This window comes from Pseudalkalibacillus salsuginis (assembly GCF_021646685.1).
In the GTDB taxonomy this organism is placed as follows: Bacteria; Bacillota; Bacilli; order Bacillales; family Fictibacillaceae; genus Pseudalkalibacillus; species Pseudalkalibacillus salsuginis.
Genome location: NZ_JAKJHW010000011.1, coordinates 52,461 through 70,460 on the forward strand (window position 1 = coordinate 52,461; position 18,000 = coordinate 70,460).

The following is an 18,000-nucleotide window of genomic DNA, read 5'->3' on the forward strand; positions in this document are numbered from 1 at the left end:
CGGGCAGCTGTTTTTGTATAAGGATAAGAAAGTATAAAATTTTGGTTGCGGTGAAGAAATGCCTTGCTCCACCGTACGACCACTTGGATCAGTTCAGTCCTCCTGAGACGGTCGACACATTGGCTGAGATCGAAGGGTTTACCCACGCAGAACCGAACTTTGTTTGGTTCGAGCCTCCTCGTCGGACTTCCAGTGACCTTCGTGGCATGTCAGGGCGTTATCACTTTTCTTTAAGAGTAGATAAACCGTGGGATTGGGCAATGATACGGGATATGAGCGATGTTCCCATCCAGGTAGATCCAACGCAAAAAGAAAGAGGCTGAATATATGGCTCAGCCTCTTTTACTAGTCAAACGGTAAGATTTTCACCTCAACTCTTCGGTTCTTTGCTCGTCCTTCACTGGTGTCATTTGAGGCTACAGGTTGGAATTCTCCATACCCAGTTTGACTTAATTTGGTCGGATCAAGTTTTTCATTTCGAAGCAATAATTGCATGAAATTGATGGACCGGTGCGCACTTAACTCCCAATTTGAGCTGAATTGGTTATTTTTGATAGGAACATTATCTGTATGCCCAGCTATGACGATCTGCCTTGGTGGATCTGTAACGAGCAGCTGCGAGATCTCTCTTGCCAGGCCGATAGCATCTTCTTTAATGTATGCACTTCCTGAATCGAATAATGCATTATCCAGTATCGTTATGATCAATCCACTCTCTGTAAGGGTCGTTTTCAAGCTTTTATTCAAGCCATTATCATTGATATATCCATCAATTTTCTTTTTAATTTCCTGAAGCTGCAGCTGATCAAGAGCACCGTTTTCTTCTTCACGGTCATCTGTCGGAATGATCGCATTTTCGCTTGTTGGAATCGATGTCTGTTCAACAATACTTACAGGACTCGTATAATCCAGGGGACCTGTTCCTCCGTTCAGTGCAGACTTAAAGGAATTCGCCATATTTTCAAATTTTGCTGCATCGACGGTGCTTACCGCAAAAAGGACAATGAACAAGGCCAGCAGCAAAGTCAGCATATCTGCATAGGGAATGAGCCATGTTTCATCAATGTGCTCTTCTTTTTTCTTTTGGCGGGTTTTAAGCATTAAGTCCTTCTCCTTCCCGTACAACAGGAGCTTCTTGATTACGTTGCTTCGCAGGGACATAGATCTTCAACTTTTCTTCTATGACACGGGGAGAAGCACCATCCTGAATTGATAGAATCCCCTCAACCATGACCTGCTTTACCATTACTTCTTGCTTGGACTTACGTTTCAGCTTGTTCGCAAATGGATGCCATAACACGTATCCGGTGAAAATACCGAATAAAGTTGCAATGAATGCTGCAGCAATGGCATGACCTAGTGCTTCGATATCCTGAAGATTCCCTAATGCGGCAATTAATCCGACAACAGCACCCAATACTCCTAGGGTAGGAGCGTAGGTACCAGCCTGTGTAAAGATAGCAGCTGAACTTTCATGGCGTTCTTCCATTGCCGCAAGATCTTCAACCATGACATCACGGATGAATTCGGGTGTCTGTCCGTCAATCACCATCTTCATTCCATTCTTTAAAAATGGATCATCAATGTCATCAGCATGTGCTTCCAGTGCAAGCAGTCCTTCTTTTCTTGCAATAGTCGCCCACTCTGCAAAAATCGGCACTAATTCTTCTACTGTCGTCATTTTTTTATCTGTAAACAAAATCTTCAAGAGCTCAGGGAATTTTTTGATTTCGTTCAAAGGAAAGGCAATCAATATGGAAGCTGCTGTTCCCGCAAAAATAATCAAGAGTGCAGCAGGGTTGAACAGCGCAACAGGGTTCACCCCTTTTAAAACCATACCCACGCCGATTGCAACGACTCCAAGAATGATTCCGATCACTGAAGCTTTATCCATAAGAAGCTCATCCTCACTTTAAATTTCTACTCTAATTCGCCCGATTGTCTATGTGTAAAAACGTATATTGTTATGTCTAATATCGTCAGCTTTCCTCTATTTGTTTATAGGAATTTGGAATCAATGGAAGGATAAACGGAAAAATCGACCTTATACATGTATGAGTAGAAGATGGACATTAGGGGACACACTAACAGACAAATAGTTAAAAAGGTCTCCATCACCTTGATAGATGGCCTGATCAAAGGAGGTCCCAAAATGGAAGATAAACATGTTTTAAAAGAGCTGACAGATACGGTTAAACCTGAGATGCCGGCAAAAGAGGTAAGGGACGGTAAGGAGATTACGAATCCTTACCTTATTGTCCAGCAATTAATCGAGCGGGCATGTCAAACGCTGGAACTGCAAGAGGGTGTATTTGATATTTTGAAAAAGCCGAAACGGATCATGAAGGTTTCAATCCCAGTCCGTCGTGATAATGGTGATGTTGTCAATTATACGGGTATGCGTGCGCAACATACTGATATCCTCGGGCCGACGAAGGGAGGGGTCCGCTTTCATCCGAACGTGAATGAAGACGAGGTCATAGCATTATCGATGTGGATGTCTTTGAAAGCGGCGATTGTCGGTATTCCGTTCGGGGGTGGAAAAGGCGGTATCATAGTCAATCCGGAAGAGATGTCTGAACGCGAAATCGAAGAGTTGAGCAGAGGGTTTATCCGTGAGCTTGAACCGATCATGGGCCCAGAAAGGGACATTCCTGCTCCCGATGTTAACACTAGCCCACAAATCATGGGATGGATGCTGGACGAGTTTGATCGACTCAGAGGTCGCAATGTTCCCGGGTTCATCACAGGGAAACCATTGATCATCGGTGGTTCAGAAGGTCGGATTGAGGCGACAGGCCGGGGTGTGGTCATGACCATACAGGAAGCCGCGAAACGTCTTGACCTTGAGCTCACTGGAATGAAGGCGGTCATTCAGGGGTTTGGAAATGTCGGTTCCATAACGGCAAAATATTTGCATGAAGCAGGAGTCAAGGTCATTGCTGTCACTGATGCCAAAGGCGGAGCGATGGATGAGAATGGTTTGGACATCCAGGCATTGATCAGCTACATGACAGAACATAAGTCTGTAAAAGGGTTTTCTGACAGTAAGGATCTATCAAATGAGGAATTGTTCAGGCTAGACTGTGACATCCTTGTGCCTGCCGCATTAGAAAACCAGATTACGGGTGAAAACGCAGGGGATATAAAAGCGAAAATCGTTGCCGAAGCGGCGAACGGTCCGACAACGCCAGAAGGCACACGGATTTTAGAAGAAAAAGGCGTGTTCATCATCCCGGACATCTTATGTAATTCAGGTGGTGTAACGGTCTCTTATTTTGAATGGGTACAGAATGCGATGCACTATGCATGGAAAGAAGACGAGGTTCTTGAAAAACTTGAAGACAAGATGACGACGGCTTTTAAAGTAGTATACGATATGAAAGAGGCTAAGCAGGTAAGGATGAGGGAAGCAGCATACTTGTTAGGTGTTGGACGTTTAGCTCAGGCTATGAAAGCAAGGGGTTGGATCAAGAATTGGGAAATGCCGATCGACTGTTGAACCATTCCTGACCCTAGTGCACCATGTGTAACCCGGAGGTAGCCCCTGGCTGGATGAATGATGATTTTGAAAAAATAAATGGATCTTAAAAACAGAATTCAAAATGTGATTCAAACAGAAGTTTTTTTCTTTGATCCAACCGGTTCAGACAAAATTGCTTGTCCCGGATTTGACAAATGCCGGGAGGATTTAGACTATAGTCCGCTTACTTTATTCGACTTATTTTGTAGTCCTATCTATGATCACGAAGGAGGTCACTCATCGCTTTTATCTTTGCCAGCATATTCAGCGAACCTTAACAAGTCTCCGTAGATGAGGCCATCAGATAAATCCAGTTCCTTAAGCTTCTCCGTTGCTTTTGAACAAGCCTGGTTATTCACTTCTTTTCCGGTTTTGCGTTCATAACAGGTATCGGAAGTATAGACATACTTATCAGTTACGACACTCCGATCTCGGAAAATGGTAAAGTCTTTATGATCAGGGGAAAAGAGATCTGTACCGAATTGGACCCCTTCATCCTCAATTCCAAGCAGATTCAAGATAGTCGGTTTTAAATCGATCTGGCCTGAAACATTTGAAATCGTTTTCCCCTCATGACCAGGAATGTGGATGATCAGGGGGACACGTTGCAATTGTACACTTTCATAAGGGGTGATCTCTTTACCTAAGATCTGGGCCATCGCGTTGTTATGCTGTTCGGATATACCATAATGATCTCCATAAATGATAATGACCGAGTCCTTGTATAAGCCTTCATTTTTCAATTGTTGAATGAAGTTTTTGATCGCCTCATCTGTATATCGGACGGTGACTGGATAACGGTCAACAATCGGATCACCAGTGTCAAAAGCAGGGACCAACTGATCCTCTTCACTGAATTTGAATGGATGATGGTTGGTCAAGGTGATAAATTTAGCATAAAAAGGTTGTGGAACTTCCTTTAAATATTTCATCGATTGATTGAAGAAAGGCTCATCCTTCAACCCGTAATTGATTTTATTCGTTTCATTTATTTCATAATATTCTTCAGCAAAAAACTTATCATAGCCTAATGACTGGTACATGTTATTCCTGTTCCAGAAGCTTTTGTTGTTTCCGTGAAAAACGGTACTATAATACCCCTTCTCTTTGATGATTTCAGGTATGGCATAATATTCATTCAAGGCGTGCGTTTGGAACACAGCACCTCTAGGCAATGGGTACAAAGCGTTATCGATGGTGAACTCGGAATCTGACGTTTTTCCCTGCCCAGTTTGGTGATAAAAGTTGTCAAAGTAATAACTCTCGTTAATGAAATCATTGAGGAATGGTGTAATCTCCTTACCGTTGATTTCTCTTCCGATCACAAACTGCTGGGTCGATTCCATTGAAATCAAAATGATGTTTTTCCCTTCAGCGATCCCGTAAAAATCCTCATTCGGTTCAGCAGACTTTTTCTTTGTATAATGATTGATCTCAACGATGTCGACATTGTCAGCCAAAACCTTTTGAGCTGAAGTCTTGGACTGCAGGACTAGATCGTATAGATGATAATTGTATGTACCCAAATTCTTTACGAGCAGTTCCCTGTCAAAAGTACGTGTCAACAGTTCCGGTCGTTCAGACTCAGCAAGGCCTAGATTGACAGCCAGGAAAATAAGGGCTGTAAGTAAAATCTTATACAGCCTTTTCTTCGAATAGACCGCTGGTTTAAGCTGTCCCCGTTGTGCTAGGAAATACAGGAAAATGAGGTCAGCAAAAAAGACGACGTCATACCAATACGTTTGGGCGATGACACTATTTCCGATATCACCGACGTTATTTGTCTGGAATAAGACAGGAACCGTAATGAAATCATTGAAAAACCGATAATACAGCGTGTCAGCATAAAGGATGATGGTGAAACTGACAGAAATGATCCAGATCATCCGGTTTCGAAGCCGGACTGGAAAAAGAAAAATAAGTGCTAATGAAAACAAGACGGAACTAAGAGGATTGATGAAGAGGATCAATTCCTGCATCCAATTGCTCGTCTCTAAATTAAAGCAAACTTTATATACAAAATAGGTTTTGAGCCATAACAGAATAGCTGTTATGACAAGGCTATCGTAACTTTTGACTCGCTCTTTCATACACGCAACCTCCTAGTTGACACAAGCGCACACTGTAAATATGACCTATTTTATAGACGAGCGGACGTAGATAAAGTTCCGTGTTTATCCGCGGAATTTATATGATAGACCTCTATAATAACAAATTTTGTTAATTCGTTGAACTATAAAGATTTCTTGCAAAGACTCTTCCTCAATTACTATTGCCAATTCCAGATAACATGACTATAATAAGAAAAAATTAACAATGAACTTTGGTGAAGAGGAAAGTAAATATCAGGTGATCATAAAGCGAGCTGGAGTCGGTGGAAGTCCAGTATAGCCTGTTTTTGAAACGCACCTCGGAAAAGCTTTTTTGAAATGGAGTAGGAAAAGCCGTTACCCAGCGTTAAAGGGTCAAGTTGGTTCTAGATTATATGAACAAGCAGAGTGGTACCGCGGGATATTCTCGTCTCTCATTTATTGAGAGGCGTTTTTTTAATACGTTAAGAAAGTGTAACTTTTCAGCGATGTAGCTACGATGTAGCAGAAAAGTTTACGAACGAAGTTAGTGCAGTTAAGGCTCAGCCTTCGCCAAGTTTTGGCTTGATCAAGTGTACTACCAACATTAATTTATAAAGGAGTGACAGGTCATGACGATTCAAAAATACACAGCACAACATTTAGAGCAGATGATCGATGTACCGGTGGATAAGATTGCTGAAGCGCTTGAAGTTCCTCCTGATCGATCATTAGGAGACCTTGCCTTTCCGTGCTTTATTCTAGCAAAAAAATGGAAGACATCACCGGTTCAAATTGCCCAAACACTAGCTGGAAGATTGAAGGATTCAAAAAGCTTCGAACGAGTAGAGGCTGTTGGCCCGTATCTGAACCTATTTTTACCGAAACAAGAGCTTACAGAAGAAGTCATCACGGAGATTCTGCGAAAAGGGGAGTCATATGGAGATAAAACCGTGAATAAAGGCACGATTACCATTGACCTCTCATCGCCGAACATTGCCAAGCCGTTCTCCATGGGCCATTTGCGTTCTACAGTAATCGGAAATGCGATTGCAAACATTGCCTCCAAGAAAGGGTATCAGCCTATCCGTATCAACCATTTGGGAGATTGGGGAACACAATTCGGGAAACTCATGGTTGCCTACAACAAATGGGGTGACGAAGCTGCTGTCAAGAAAAGTCCTATCAAGGAATTGAATACTCTCTATGTTAAATACCACGAAGAAGTGAAAGGTGATCCTGACCTTGATGATGAAGGAAGACAATGGTTCAAGAAACTTGAAGATGGTGATGAAGAAGCTAGAAAGCTATGGACATGGTTCAGAGAAGAATCATTGAAAGAATTTCAAAAGATATATGATCTGCTCGACGTCCAATTCGATTCTATGCATGGGGAAGCTTTTTATAACGATAAAATGAAAACTGTAGTAGAAGAGCTTTGTGAGAGAAATCTTATGAAGGAATCAGAAGGCGCAATGGTAGTGGATCTTTCAGAATTCGACCTTCCCCCAGCTTTGATTCAAAAGAAGGACGGCGCCTCCCTTTATGCGACAAGAGACCTTGCTGCCGCCCAATATCGGAAGGCAACTTACCAATTCGCGAAATCCCTTTATGTTGTAGGGCATGAACAATCCTTACACTTCGAACAGGTGAAAAAGGTCCTATCAAAAATGGGGTATACTTGGGCAGATGACATGGAACATATTCCGTTTGGCATGATCCTTCAAGATGGCAAGAAGATGTCTACTCGTAAAGGGAAGACGGTACTGCTTGAAGAAGTCCTTAATCAAACGATCCAGCAGGCAAAAAAAAGCATCGAAAGCAAAAATCCCACTTTGGAAAACAAAGAAAAGATCGCTGAGATGGTCGGTGTTGGAGCAGTCATATTTAATGATTTGAAACAATCGAGATTGAATAGCGTCGAGTTCAATATCGAAAGCATGCTTCGATTTGAAGGGGAAACCGGTCCTTATGTCCAGTACACCTATGCCCGAGCTTGTACCTTATTAGCGAAGGGAGACTGGGACGTTGAGAACTCAGCTTCCAACGATGTCGATGAACCGTATTTGTGGGAGATCATTCTGACGCTGGAAAAATTCCCTGGTACAGTAGAAAGAGCTCTCCAAGAGTATGAACCGTCGATCCTATCACGTTTTTTGATCGAGCTCTCACGTTACTTCAACCAGTATTATGGAAAGGTCCGAATCTTGGCCGGGACGGAAGAGGAGCAAATGGCACGACTCAATATCGTAAAAGCTGTGACGATAGTGCTGGAGGAAGGACTGCGTCTACTCGGCATAAAAGCACCAGAGAAAATGTAAGAAAGGGGCTTATTTTCAATGAAAAGGAAGAAAGGACTCATCCACCATATTGAAATTTATGTCTCGGATCTGAATAAGACAATCGACTTTTGGGGGTGGCTGTTGCCAGAGCTCGGGTATTTCGAATATCAGAAATGGGATAAGGGACGGAGCTGGAAGCTTAGAGATTCATATATCGTTTTCGTACAAGCAGAAAAAAAGTATCTGGATGTACCGTTCCATCGCTGCCGGGTAGGTTTGAACCATCTTGCCTTCCATGCGGATTCAATGGATCAAGTGGATCATTTCACGGCCGAATTGAAGAAAAGAGGTGTAACCATTCTTTACACGGACCGCCATCCTTACGCGGGTGGATCTAAACATTATGCAGTGTATTTTGAAGATCCCGACCGGATTAAGGTGGAAATCGTTGCGCCGTTTTGAGAGAAAGGAAGGAAAAACCTAGACGGGCTATTTTCCCTCTCAGGTTTTTCCGCTTTTTTCAAAACTGACTATTATTGACTTGGAGTCCAGGATACAGTCCAAACGCCTTTCGACTCATCAAAAACGAGCCTGAAGTGTTTAGTGTTCTCTTGCGTCTCCCCCCATGTGATATACGCTTCTTTCCTATTCTGGGGAGTCTCCTGGATAACTTGATTGAATGCCTCAATTTCCTGAATCTGTTGAAGTTTCATTACAGTATTTTCACGTAAAGCAGGATCTTGGGCAATGTTATCGAGGTAGTCCCGTTTAGATGGCATGGATCCCGCAGGGTCATGGAAATACATCACAAATTTTGTTTCATGATCTTCTTGTTGTTCGGCATGGTAATAGATCTGCATCACTTCAAAGGGTTCTAAACCTATGAGTGCTTGTTGGTCCTCATCCGTTTTCAATTGTTTATATACCGATTCAAGACGCTCATCTATGGGAAGCAATGGGCCTGAGATCGTCTGTTGGTCAGCATCGCCTTTTTCAGCTATTGAAAAATCATCTTTTTGTGATCGGTCTTCCGTATTGTTCTGCCCTTCTTCACCTAAAGCAGGCATTGTTTTATCAGGTCCTGCGCTTCCGCTGTCACTGCTAAGGTCTTCTGAAGATTTCAGGGTAGTATTCTCATTTCCGCCTGATTCACTTGAACTTGGGCTTTCTGTTGAGAAATGATCAATGGCTACTCGTACAACACCTATGAACAGAAACAGGCAAACGGCGGTACTGAGTATCGGCTTCCAATGAGAAAACACGAATACAAACCGCTTTGACCGTTTTTTGGCTATGGCGTTCCTGATGTTCTGCTTTTGTTTTTCTGTAAAGCGTTCTTCTGTTGACATCAACCGGTTCAAGCTTTTATTTAAATTTTTAAGTTGATTGTCCATCACCGATACTCCTTTCTGATGAAATAAGTTCCTTAAGAAGCTGGCGGCCTCGATGCAGGCGTGTCTTTATAGTAGATTCATTCGTAAGAAGCATCAGGCTGATTTCTTGTATGGACAGCTCCTCGAAATAATAGAGCAGCAGTACTTCCCGATATTTGAGAGGTAAGGTGAGTACTTGCTTGGCTAGTGCTTCACTTTCATCTTTTGCGATCAGGTCAGCTTCAGGTGTATGTGTTTCTCCCTTCATCCAACGGGATATTTTATCAGTGAATTGAAGGTTACGGAATGACCATGTCCTCTGGTAGTCATGGCAACGATTGATTGTAATCCGGTATATCCAGGTTTTGACGGAGGACTCTCCACGGAACGTATCTAATTTTGTATAACAAGCCACAAAGGTCTCTTGGACGATATCCTCCGCCTTTCCCCAATCCTTTACATAGGTATAGGCAAGGCGAGTCAATTTTTCTCCGAACTGATCCATCATGATCTCGATGATTTCGTCTTTCGGATAACGGCCGATCACGTTATCAATCTGTATCTTGGACCGATTTTTCGGCTGATATTCTTCCAACCTGCTGACCTCCCTAAACTGTCTTTTAACCTTTTGACGTAAATGATGATTGAGACGTTTCATTTTCAAGAAAATGACTTACAATTATAGACGTATAACGATCAAGTGAGTAAAGTAATATGTAAGATATATGTTTGATGGTCAAAGAAATAAACCAGAGATGAGGTTATTACTGTGAAAACCAATACCACTATCAGATGCGCCTGGTGCGAAGAAGACCCTTTGTTGATCAGTTATCATGACAAAGAATGGGGGAAGTGTCTAACGGGTGATGACCACTTATTCGAAGCATTGACGTTGGAAATTTTCCAGGCAGGGTTAAGCTGGAAAACCATATTACATAAACGTGAAAATTTTAGAAAAGCCTTTGACCACTTCTCGATCGGTAAAGTGAAGGCTTACGGGGAAGAGAAAATTAAAAAGCTCTTGGAGGATAAGGGGATTGTACGCCACCGCAGAAAGATTGATGCCACAATCCATAATGCGAATGTGGCGGAAGACCTGATTGAAAGATACGGAAGCTTGAAAAACTATTTTGACTCATTACCAAAGGATAAGCATGAGAAACAAAAAGCAATCCAAGCAACATTCAAGCACGTTGGTCTGACAACGGCTGAAAGTTTCCTGATGGCAGCAGGATTCATAGAACCAGAACACAGTGAAGAATGCTTTTTAGGAAAGAAATAAAAGAAGGATAATGAAACCCTTCTTTAACACTTTACGTTCATTTCCATCGGAGGTAATTCATCGATAGCAATAGTCGATTTATTCATGGGTGGCAATTCATCAATAGCAATAATCGATCTATTCATAGGTGGTAGCTCATCAATGGCTATAGATGATTTTATCATTGGAGGTAGTTCATCAATTGCAACTTTGTTATGATTTAAAACACCATGGATACTTACTAGTATTAGCGCAACTAAAACAAGTGCTGATATACCTAAGAAAGTATGCTTTTTCATGATTATATACACCCCTTTATAATTAAAAGAAATTTTTTCTTGAATCATTTGCTAATTTATAATACTCACTAGATTTCTTATACTGGGATTTTTTAAAATAGTATTCGGCAAGTAGTTCGGACGCATCGCTTAAATATTCCCAGAGATTCTTCTTGTTAAAATATGGAATAGCTTCCTTTCTTAAAAGATTTTCATATGATTCATCCAACTCATTGATAACTCTTTTATATAAGATACTGTAGTGTAAATAATATTCGTAATTATAATTTTCATCTAATTTTTCTTTAACTTTATTTAACCATTCCAAAGAGGATTTCTTATCCTTTATACGGAAGTACTCTCTTGCAATTAAATAGTAAGTAATAAAACTGTCTTGTGTTGGTAATTTTGATTTAAGATTAATACTTTTATGGTACAACTCGATAGCTTTCTTAGTTTCGCCCATACTAGAATGTACGTACCCTAGGTTATGGTAAATGATAGCTATAGTTTGCAATTCATTAAAGGTCTCAGCGAATTTTAAAGCTTTATTGAAATGAAATCTTGCCTGTGAATAATTGTTTATTCTTCGGTTACTAATGCCTAATAATATATGGCAATCCGCACTTCTATTAAAGTTGTATTCTTTATCGAAGATCTCTAAGGCTTTATAACAATAATTAATAACAGATGTATTATGGAAAAAGTGGCTATGCGCAAGTGCAAGGTTATAAAAGAAAACTCCTCTTTCAACAGGGTTTAGAGGGATTTGTTGTATAAATTTCTCTGCATTTTCGAAATAAGATAAAGAGGATTGAAATTCCTTTTTGTTATAAAAATAAATTCCTATTATATGGTTATAATGAAACTCTAAATCACTTTCAAATTTATTATCATGATGGTTTTTTATTTCTTTAATCAATTTATCAGCTTTATCAAATTTTTTATTACTAACTAAACTCTTTACAAGGAAAACTTTATATTTTAACTGTATTACTGGATCTTCTATAAAAGGTATGTAGGTTTCTATTTTTTTTTGTGTTTCTGAAGATTCCTTCCATTTTCTGGATGTCATCAGATAGTTCCACTCATTAAGTAATCCGAGTATATTTACATCTAGTTGTTCTTCAGCAGCGGAGATTCCAAGCTTTTCACATAGGAGTTCTATAACGTCTTCGCTAGATTTGGCATCTCCATTTTCGATTTTACTAAGGTAAGAGATGGAGCAAATTCCCCTGGCTAATTCTTCTTGAGTGAGGCCTTTTGTTTTTCTGTAATATCTTATTCGTTGACCTATCAAATTATTCCCCCCTCCCGAACTTGGGAAAATCGACCCGAAAACCCCTTGAATATCGTCTATCAAAACTACCATTTTTCCCAATACAGGACCATATGTTCCTTTGATAAAATAAATATAACACAAATTAAGCTCATTAGTTAGTCTTTCAAACTAGTTTTTCTGTATTTTGGAAAAATTATTACAAAAATTGTAGTAAGATTGTTCTTGTTTTAATTATGACATGAATGGGAGGATAGCATAATGGGAAAAATGGACAATTTCTTTCACAAGACCTACGAATCGAAAGACCCTTTTTATGCTTCTAATGAGCTTGAATCCGGATATAAATCAAGAAAGTCGAAAAGAAAAACAGTGAAAAATACCCAAGTAACTTCAACAGATCTACTTATTGATGATCATCAAAATAAGTGGTATTATAATCGGATTGACAAAAAGGGAAATATCACACTTGTGGCGCTTAATTCGAATAATGATGTCATCATCCAGAAGAAACTCTATGGGACTCCGAATATCTATGAATTTCCTGATCATGTAGTGGTTGCTTGTGAAGGGGACGGCGAGACAGGCTCGGTTTGTCAATTTTCCAAATCCACCCTAGAGTTAGTGGAAGATTGGGAGATTGATGGCTTCATATGGGATGTCAATATGTTCAACAATTCTGTATGTGTTTCTGCTTATGTGGTCGATCTCGATATGGCACGGTTATATATCCTTAATGGCCGGTCGATTGATTTTGTCGAGCTTGGCACTCACTTTGCACCAGCAGATTTGTTAGTATTACAAAAGGATTTGTTCATTTCGGCATATCCATTGACCGAAAAGAGTCCAAAGAAAATACTGAGGCTCAATAAAGACTTTGATCTTGAAAAAGAATACGATGTCTCCATCTGTCCTAGGTTCCTCTTTAAAAACGGCGAAGAGATCTTGATCCAAGAGTTGGATGTAAAAACCGGACGCTCTGATCGATATTGTTCCTTGGATCTGTGTACAGGTAGGGAGATCATCTCGAAACGGAATAAGCCGAGACAACAGGTAAGCTTCTAATAATATAACTATTCCATTAGGTTGGCCTTCAAAGGTCAGCCTTTTTTCATTAAATGTTCAAATGGTCTGAAAGGGATCGGGCCAAATATGAGAAAGAAGTGGGTGAGAGGAGGGATAATTATGTGGAAAGGCTCAGCTGCTGTATGTATAAAAGATCAAAAGGTGTTATTGGTTCAACAAGGCAAGCCTGATGAAAGGAAGCTTTGGACCATCCCTTCTGGTGAAAAGGCAGGGAATGAAACCTATGAAGCTTGTTGTTTAAGGGAGTTAGAGGAAGAAACTGGATATAAGGGAGTGATTCAACGCTTTTTGTTCAGAAAGGAAGGACAAAGTTTCGGAATAGATGTAACAGTCCACTACTTCCTTGTCGATATTACAGGAGGAGAAAGGATTATCCAGGATCCGGACGGATTGATATATGATATCAAATGGATGTCATTAAAGGAGTTACATGGGATTGACTTATCCTTCCCGGAAGATCTGGCTTTTCTTTCCGAATACATAAGAAGACCTGGTTTACAATGAAGCATATGGAAAATTCAGAAAATGGGAATTTTTGTTTTGCGAATTTCCCAAAATTAAAAGAAAATGGTAATTGGAATGAAATCCTTTCAAAATGTCTTTCTTTTACGAATGCTATTGTTAGACCAAAAATCTTTTAATAGGGGCACTGTAAAATGAAAAGGGTAAGCATATTATGTGTGTCTCTTCTTTTAAGTTTTGTTTGGGTACTCCCGCAAAATGCAAATGCAGAAATCGACGAACCAACAGACCTTTTAAGTGAGACCTCCATTTTAATCGATGCAACAACCGGTGATGTTTTGGCAGAAGAACATCCAGATAAAAGAATGTATCCTGCAAGTATTACGAAAATCGTCACAGCCATTCTGGCTATTGAATCCGGAAAAATGGATGAAGAAGTGACCATCAGTGAGAATGCCGCCTCTACTCCAGGAACTCAGGTATATCTAGTTGAAGGAGAGAAAATGACTCTCAGACAGCTTGTCCAGGGCTTGATGATTAATTCTGGTAATGACGCAGCCGTTGCAATTGCTGAACACTTATCCGGAAGCACAGAAGCTTTTTCAGAGGATATGAATACATTTGTTGAAGAGGAATTAGGATTAAGCAACACTCATTTTGTCAATCCGAATGGCCTGCATGATGAGAACCATTATTCAACAGCTTCCGATATGGCTAAAATCACACAATATGCACTGCAGCTGGATGAATTCAAAGGTATAGTCAGCACAAAAGAAATGGAATGGAAAGGCGCTGAATGGGAAACCACACTTTATAACCACCATAAGCTGCTCTGGCGTTATGAAGGCGCAATCGGTGTAAAGAATGGTTATACGAGTAAATCCAAGCACACCTTAGTTACTGCCGCAAGCCGTAATGGGACCTCTTTAATCGTTGTGACGATGAAAAATGATTCATCGGAACAAGCCTATCAGGATACAGTAGAACTATTGGATTATGGATTCGAACATTTTCAAACTGAAAAGATCAAAAAAGGTACGATTATTTCAAGCCCCGATGGTGAAGAAATCAAGTTAAATGAAGATAAAATGTTTACCCATAAGATTGGTGAAGGATTTGAAACACTCATCAATGATAAAGGGAACCTCGTCATCAAAAATGAAGCAGATGAAGAAATCGCCACTTTCCCGCTTGTTCCTAAGACGGAAAAGAACAGTGAAGTAAAGGCGGCTATTGGAAAAGTGGGTGCAGAGGAATCCCAAAACCCTTCCTTCTTACCCGTTTTATTAAAAGGAAGCTTATGGATTCTCTTATTGCTTTTTGTCTGGAACTTCATTAGGAAAATAAAAAGGCGTAAGAAGAAAAGATTGCGAAAAAAAAGAATGATGGCAGAAATCAACCGGAGAAGGGGATCGATTTAGACTTTATAGTCTTATTGATCCCTTTGTCTTTTCCCTTTTAATTGGCTTATATAGGAAATACCGATCAGTTGGGTTATAATCAGCGTAAGCGTTATTCAGAATACAGTTCAGGGGGCTGCTAATCATCATGCGTTTGGAACCATCTAACCAAATTGCGCCGAAAGCATTGACAGTATGGCGTATTTACGGCGCTTTCAATAGTCTGTTTTTCATCTTATTATCGATCGGAAGCATTGTTTTAGTGATAATGACTCCAGTTCCGATGTGGGTATCGATCGTTACCATTGTTGTTACAGCTTTACTTACATATTTATTTGTCCTGGTGCTCCCAGCCATTCGACACCGTGTTTGGCGATATGAAGTACGGGAATTCGAAATTGAGTTGAAGTTCGGTCTTTTGATCATTCGCAGAGTGTTGATCCCGATGGTGAGGGTGCAGCATGTCGATACGAAGCAAGGTCCGATCCTCCGGCACTATGATTTATCAACTGTAACGATTTCGACTGCTGCGACCACACATGAAATTCCAGCTCTGGACCGTGAGACAGCGGATCAAGTACGTGACTATATTTCACAAATGGCTAGGGTGACTGAAGAAGATGTATGATCCGACAAGACTCCATCCATTAGCAGCAGGGTTGTCCTTTTTAAAGATGCTTAAAGAATGGATCATCCCACTTGTATTATTTTTACTGTTCGGTCCAGGGAGTCCTGAAGGTATGGCATGGGTTTCGTTTGCCCCATTCATCTTCGTCCTCCTATTAGGCGGATACGGGATCCTCCATTGGTATCGGTTCACCTATCATATTGAAGGTGATGAATTGAAAATAGAGTATGGTGTGTTTGTAAGGAAGAAACGGTACATACCAAAAAACAGGATCCAATCAATCGACTATACTCAAGGTATCTTCCACAGGGCTTTTGACGTCGTGAAGATCAATATTGAAACAGCTGGCGGCCCAGGGGGAGCGGAGGCTTCTTTATCGGCTGTCCGTAAAACAGATGCGGATCAATTAGCGCTCGCTTTACGTGAGGAAAAAAAAGCATCTGTTGATGAAATAGAATTGGAGACGCAGAAAGAAGAAGCTTCTTATACGTATAAATTATCTTTAAAGGACCTGCTTCTGGCAGCTTCTACTTCAGGAGGAATCGGAGTCGCATTACCCCTTACCGGTACACTCAGCTCTCAATTCGATACGTTTTTACCGGATGACTTCTATGTTGAAGCCTTCAATTGGCTTAGTGGTTTCAGTTGGATAGTCATTGCTGTGATGGCCTTCTTATCTGTATTCATTGCATGGTTTGTCTCGTTTATCGGCGTGATTTTAAAATACGCCAACTTCCAAATCAACAAGTTCGAGGATCGTATTGTGATCAGCAGAGGCTTGCTGGAAAAACGGGAACTGACACTTCCGCTTCAACGAATACAAGGATTACGGGTAGTGGAAAGCATTTTTCGCCAGCCATTCGGCTTTTCAACCGTACATGTAGAGAGTGCTGGTGGGGCTGGACCGGAAATGGGTGTTTCAGCAATGCTCTTTCCGTTCATCAAACGTTCTCAAATCAATGATGAGTTAGCGGAAATCCTAGAAAGTTATCATATCCCTGAGGAGAAGATGGTTCCTTTACCGAAACGAGCTATGAGACGTTATATTTTAAGAAATGCTGCTCCTGTCCTATTCTTGATTCCTTTATTTTGGTTCGTCCCTACATCATTGTGGTTCTTGTTATTCATTCCTTTACCAATCCTTGTTATGTGGGGAATCCTGGATTTCAAAGACAGCAAATGGTTGATTGATGGCCAGTCCTTCTATATTCAAACACGTACACTTTCACGTTGCTTACTTATTACAAAAAAAAGAAGAATGCAGGATTTTGAGATCAAACAATCCATTTTCCAAAAACGTCACGATCTGATGACGATGAAGACGGCGATTTTATCAGGTGGTGTAGGGAAGGTTTTTCAATTGAAGGATATCGAATTCGGAAGATGGAGAGAGGTTTGTGGCTGGTTTTCTCGAAAGTATTGAAGAGAGTAGATTATTATGAAAGACAACTGTATGAAAAAAAGAAGTGATCAAAACACATTAATCCTAAAATCAAAACAGGAGTTGAAGAAGATACTCCTGTTTTTGCATTTAAAAAAGTGTGCATTTATTAATTGTAAGATATGAAAACATGAAATTCTGGGCGCTTTTCCTGGCGTCCAGCTTCATCGCCCAGCCACTTGGATCACTTCAGTCCTACTGTGGCGGTCGACACATTGATTTAGGTCGAAGGGTTTGCCCACGCAGAACCGAACTTTGTTTGGTTCGAGCCTCCTCGTCGGACTTCCAGTGACCTTCGTGGCTGCCCAGGGCGATTGCGCTTTTCTTTAACCATACCGTTTTCGTTTTCCCATCAGGATGATCGGACCTAAGGCTGCTCCTCCAATTAAACCGAAAAGGTGGCCCAGTATATTGATGTTAGGGGTTACGAATGTCATGACCAAGCTTAAAACAAGGATTGTCATAACGATTTGTTTATTTTGTTGATCGATCAGCTCTTTGCGTGCATAAATAATGTATACATATAAACCGAATAGGCCGAATATCGCACCAGAGGCACCGATGTGACTATAACTAGGTCCTTGGAGAATGAAAGTTGCGATATTTGCAATTACCCCGGATCCGATGTAGCCTATGATGAATTTGAATTTCCCTAAGATCCGTTCCAGTCCTGGACCGAATAGGAATAATGAAAATGTGTTGAACAGGACATGGGGAAAAGATTCGTGGATGAAAATCGGCGTTACGAGCCTCCAATATTCACCTAATCCGATATAAAAATTGATGCCAGCTGTAAGGTGCAACAATGCGGGGAATAAATTGACACCGATAAATAAAACGATATGAAGAGCCATGATTATGGTGATAATAGGATACAACCTTCTGAACGATCGAAAATTTTCTGTCCGGATAAACATG

General features: G+C 40.7%; 18 protein-coding genes and 1 other annotated feature. Of the genes, 10 read left to right on the plus strand and 8 right to left on the minus strand.

Going from position 1 to position 18,000, the window contains the following annotated elements; genetic code table 11:
• Positions 1–41: 41 nt before the first annotated feature.
• Positions 42–323, plus strand: coding sequence for a hypothetical protein (locus L1611_RS18865; protein WP_236315262.1), 282 nt, complete (start codon positions 42–44; stop codon positions 321–323).
• A gap of 22 nt (positions 324–345) precedes the next feature.
• Here L1611_RS18865 and motB read toward each other — a convergent pair whose 3' ends face one another.
• Together motB and motA are read right to left on the minus strand one after the other, a co-directional pair.
• Complete coding sequence (motB, locus tag L1611_RS18870) at positions 346–1,101, minus strand: flagellar motor protein MotB (protein WP_236315263.1); 756 nt, start codon at positions 1,099–1,101, stop codon at positions 346–348.
• A complete protein-coding gene (motA, locus tag L1611_RS18875) occupies positions 1,094–1,894 on the minus strand; it encodes a flagellar motor stator protein MotA (RefSeq protein WP_236315264.1) in 801 nt (266 codons plus the stop codon). The genes motB and motA overlap by 8 nt, the downstream gene beginning before the upstream one ends.
• A 309-nt stretch (positions 1,895–2,203) precedes the next feature.
• Here motA and L1611_RS18880 point away from each other — a divergent pair, with 309 nt between their 5' ends.
• Complete coding sequence (locus tag L1611_RS18880) at positions 2,204–3,502, plus strand: Glu/Leu/Phe/Val family dehydrogenase (protein WP_407681754.1); 1,299 nt, start codon at positions 2,204–2,206, stop codon at positions 3,500–3,502.
• A 254-nt stretch (positions 3,503–3,756) separates the two neighbouring features.
• Here the strand turns inward: L1611_RS18880 and L1611_RS18885 are convergent, their stop codons facing one another.
• Complete coding sequence (locus L1611_RS18885; RefSeq protein WP_236315266.1) at positions 3,757–5,613, minus strand: LTA synthase family protein; 1,857 nt, start codon at positions 5,611–5,613, stop codon at positions 3,757–3,759.
• A 227-nt stretch (positions 5,614–5,840) separates the two neighbouring features.
• Positions 5,841–6,051: a binding site (T-box leader), on the plus strand.
• A gap of 173 nt (positions 6,052–6,224) precedes the next feature.
• Here L1611_RS18885 and argS point away from each other — a divergent pair.
• Together argS and L1611_RS18895 are read left to right on the plus strand one after the other, a co-directional pair.
• Positions 6,225–7,913, plus strand: coding sequence for an arginine--tRNA ligase (gene argS / locus L1611_RS18890; protein ID WP_236315267.1), 1,689 nt, complete (start codon positions 6,225–6,227; stop codon positions 7,911–7,913).
• 18 nt (positions 7,914–7,931) lie between these two features.
• Positions 7,932–8,336: a VOC family protein gene (locus tag L1611_RS18895; RefSeq protein ID WP_236315268.1), complete on the plus strand. Its 405-nt coding sequence runs from the start codon at positions 7,932–7,934 to the stop codon at positions 8,334–8,336.
• A gap of 71 nt (positions 8,337–8,407) precedes the next feature.
• Here the strand turns inward: L1611_RS18895 and L1611_RS18900 are convergent, their stop codons facing one another.
• Positions 8,408–9,268, minus strand: coding sequence for a hypothetical protein (locus L1611_RS18900; RefSeq protein WP_236315269.1), 861 nt, complete (start codon positions 9,266–9,268; stop codon positions 8,408–8,410).
• Positions 9,252–9,842 (minus strand): sigma-70 family RNA polymerase sigma factor, encoded by a 591-nt coding sequence (locus L1611_RS18905; protein WP_236315270.1) that lies wholly within the window; start codon positions 9,840–9,842, stop codon positions 9,252–9,254. The genes L1611_RS18900 and L1611_RS18905 overlap by 17 nt, the downstream gene beginning before the upstream one ends.
• Before the next feature lie 174 nt (positions 9,843–10,016).
• On the opposite strand from L1611_RS18905, the gene L1611_RS18910 reads away from it, so the two are divergent.
• Positions 10,017–10,529 carry a DNA-3-methyladenine glycosylase I gene (locus L1611_RS18910; RefSeq protein ID WP_236315271.1) on the plus strand — a complete coding sequence of 171 codons (513 nt, stop codon included), beginning with the start codon at positions 10,017–10,019 and terminating at the stop codon, positions 10,527–10,529.
• 23 nt (positions 10,530–10,552) lie between these two features.
• Here the strand turns inward: L1611_RS18910 and L1611_RS18915 are convergent, their stop codons facing one another.
• Positions 10,553–10,807, minus strand: coding sequence for a hypothetical protein (locus L1611_RS18915; protein WP_236315272.1), 255 nt, complete (start codon positions 10,805–10,807; stop codon positions 10,553–10,555).
• Between the two features lie 22 nt (positions 10,808–10,829).
• Positions 10,830–12,086: a transcriptional regulator gene (locus L1611_RS18920; RefSeq protein ID WP_236315273.1), complete on the minus strand. Its 1,257-nt coding sequence runs from the start codon at positions 12,084–12,086 to the stop codon at positions 10,830–10,832.
• Between the two features lie 240 nt (positions 12,087–12,326).
• Between L1611_RS18920 and L1611_RS18925 the strand changes: the two genes are divergently transcribed.
• From L1611_RS18925 to L1611_RS18945, 5 genes are all read left to right on the plus strand, one after another.
• On the plus strand, positions 12,327–13,130 hold the full coding sequence (locus tag L1611_RS18925; protein ID WP_236315274.1) for a hypothetical protein: 804 nt from the start codon (positions 12,327–12,329) through the stop codon (positions 13,128–13,130).
• A gap of 120 nt (positions 13,131–13,250) precedes the next feature.
• Positions 13,251–13,655 carry an NUDIX hydrolase gene (locus L1611_RS18930; protein ID WP_236315275.1) on the plus strand — a complete coding sequence of 135 codons (405 nt, stop codon included), beginning with the start codon at positions 13,251–13,253 and terminating at the stop codon, positions 13,653–13,655.
• A 152-nt stretch (positions 13,656–13,807) separates the two neighbouring features.
• Positions 13,808–15,034, plus strand: coding sequence for a D-alanyl-D-alanine carboxypeptidase family protein (locus L1611_RS18935; RefSeq protein ID WP_236315276.1), 1,227 nt, complete (start codon positions 13,808–13,810; stop codon positions 15,032–15,034).
• Positions 15,035–15,161: 127 nt separating this feature from the next.
• Complete coding sequence (locus tag L1611_RS18940; RefSeq protein WP_236315277.1) at positions 15,162–15,641, plus strand: PH domain-containing protein; 480 nt, start codon at positions 15,162–15,164, stop codon at positions 15,639–15,641.
• Positions 15,634–17,064 carry a PH domain-containing protein gene (locus L1611_RS18945; protein ID WP_236315278.1) on the plus strand — a complete coding sequence of 477 codons (1,431 nt, stop codon included), beginning with the start codon at positions 15,634–15,636 and terminating at the stop codon, positions 17,062–17,064. Before L1611_RS18940 ends, L1611_RS18945 begins: the two co-directional genes overlap by 8 nt.
• A gap of 344 nt (positions 17,065–17,408) precedes the next feature.
• Here L1611_RS18945 and L1611_RS18950 read toward each other — a convergent pair whose 3' ends face one another.
• Positions 17,409–17,999, minus strand: a complete 591-nt coding sequence (locus L1611_RS18950) for a rhomboid family intramembrane serine protease (RefSeq protein WP_236315279.1) — start codon at positions 17,997–17,999, stop codon at positions 17,409–17,411.
• Position 18,000: the final 1 nt, after the last annotated feature.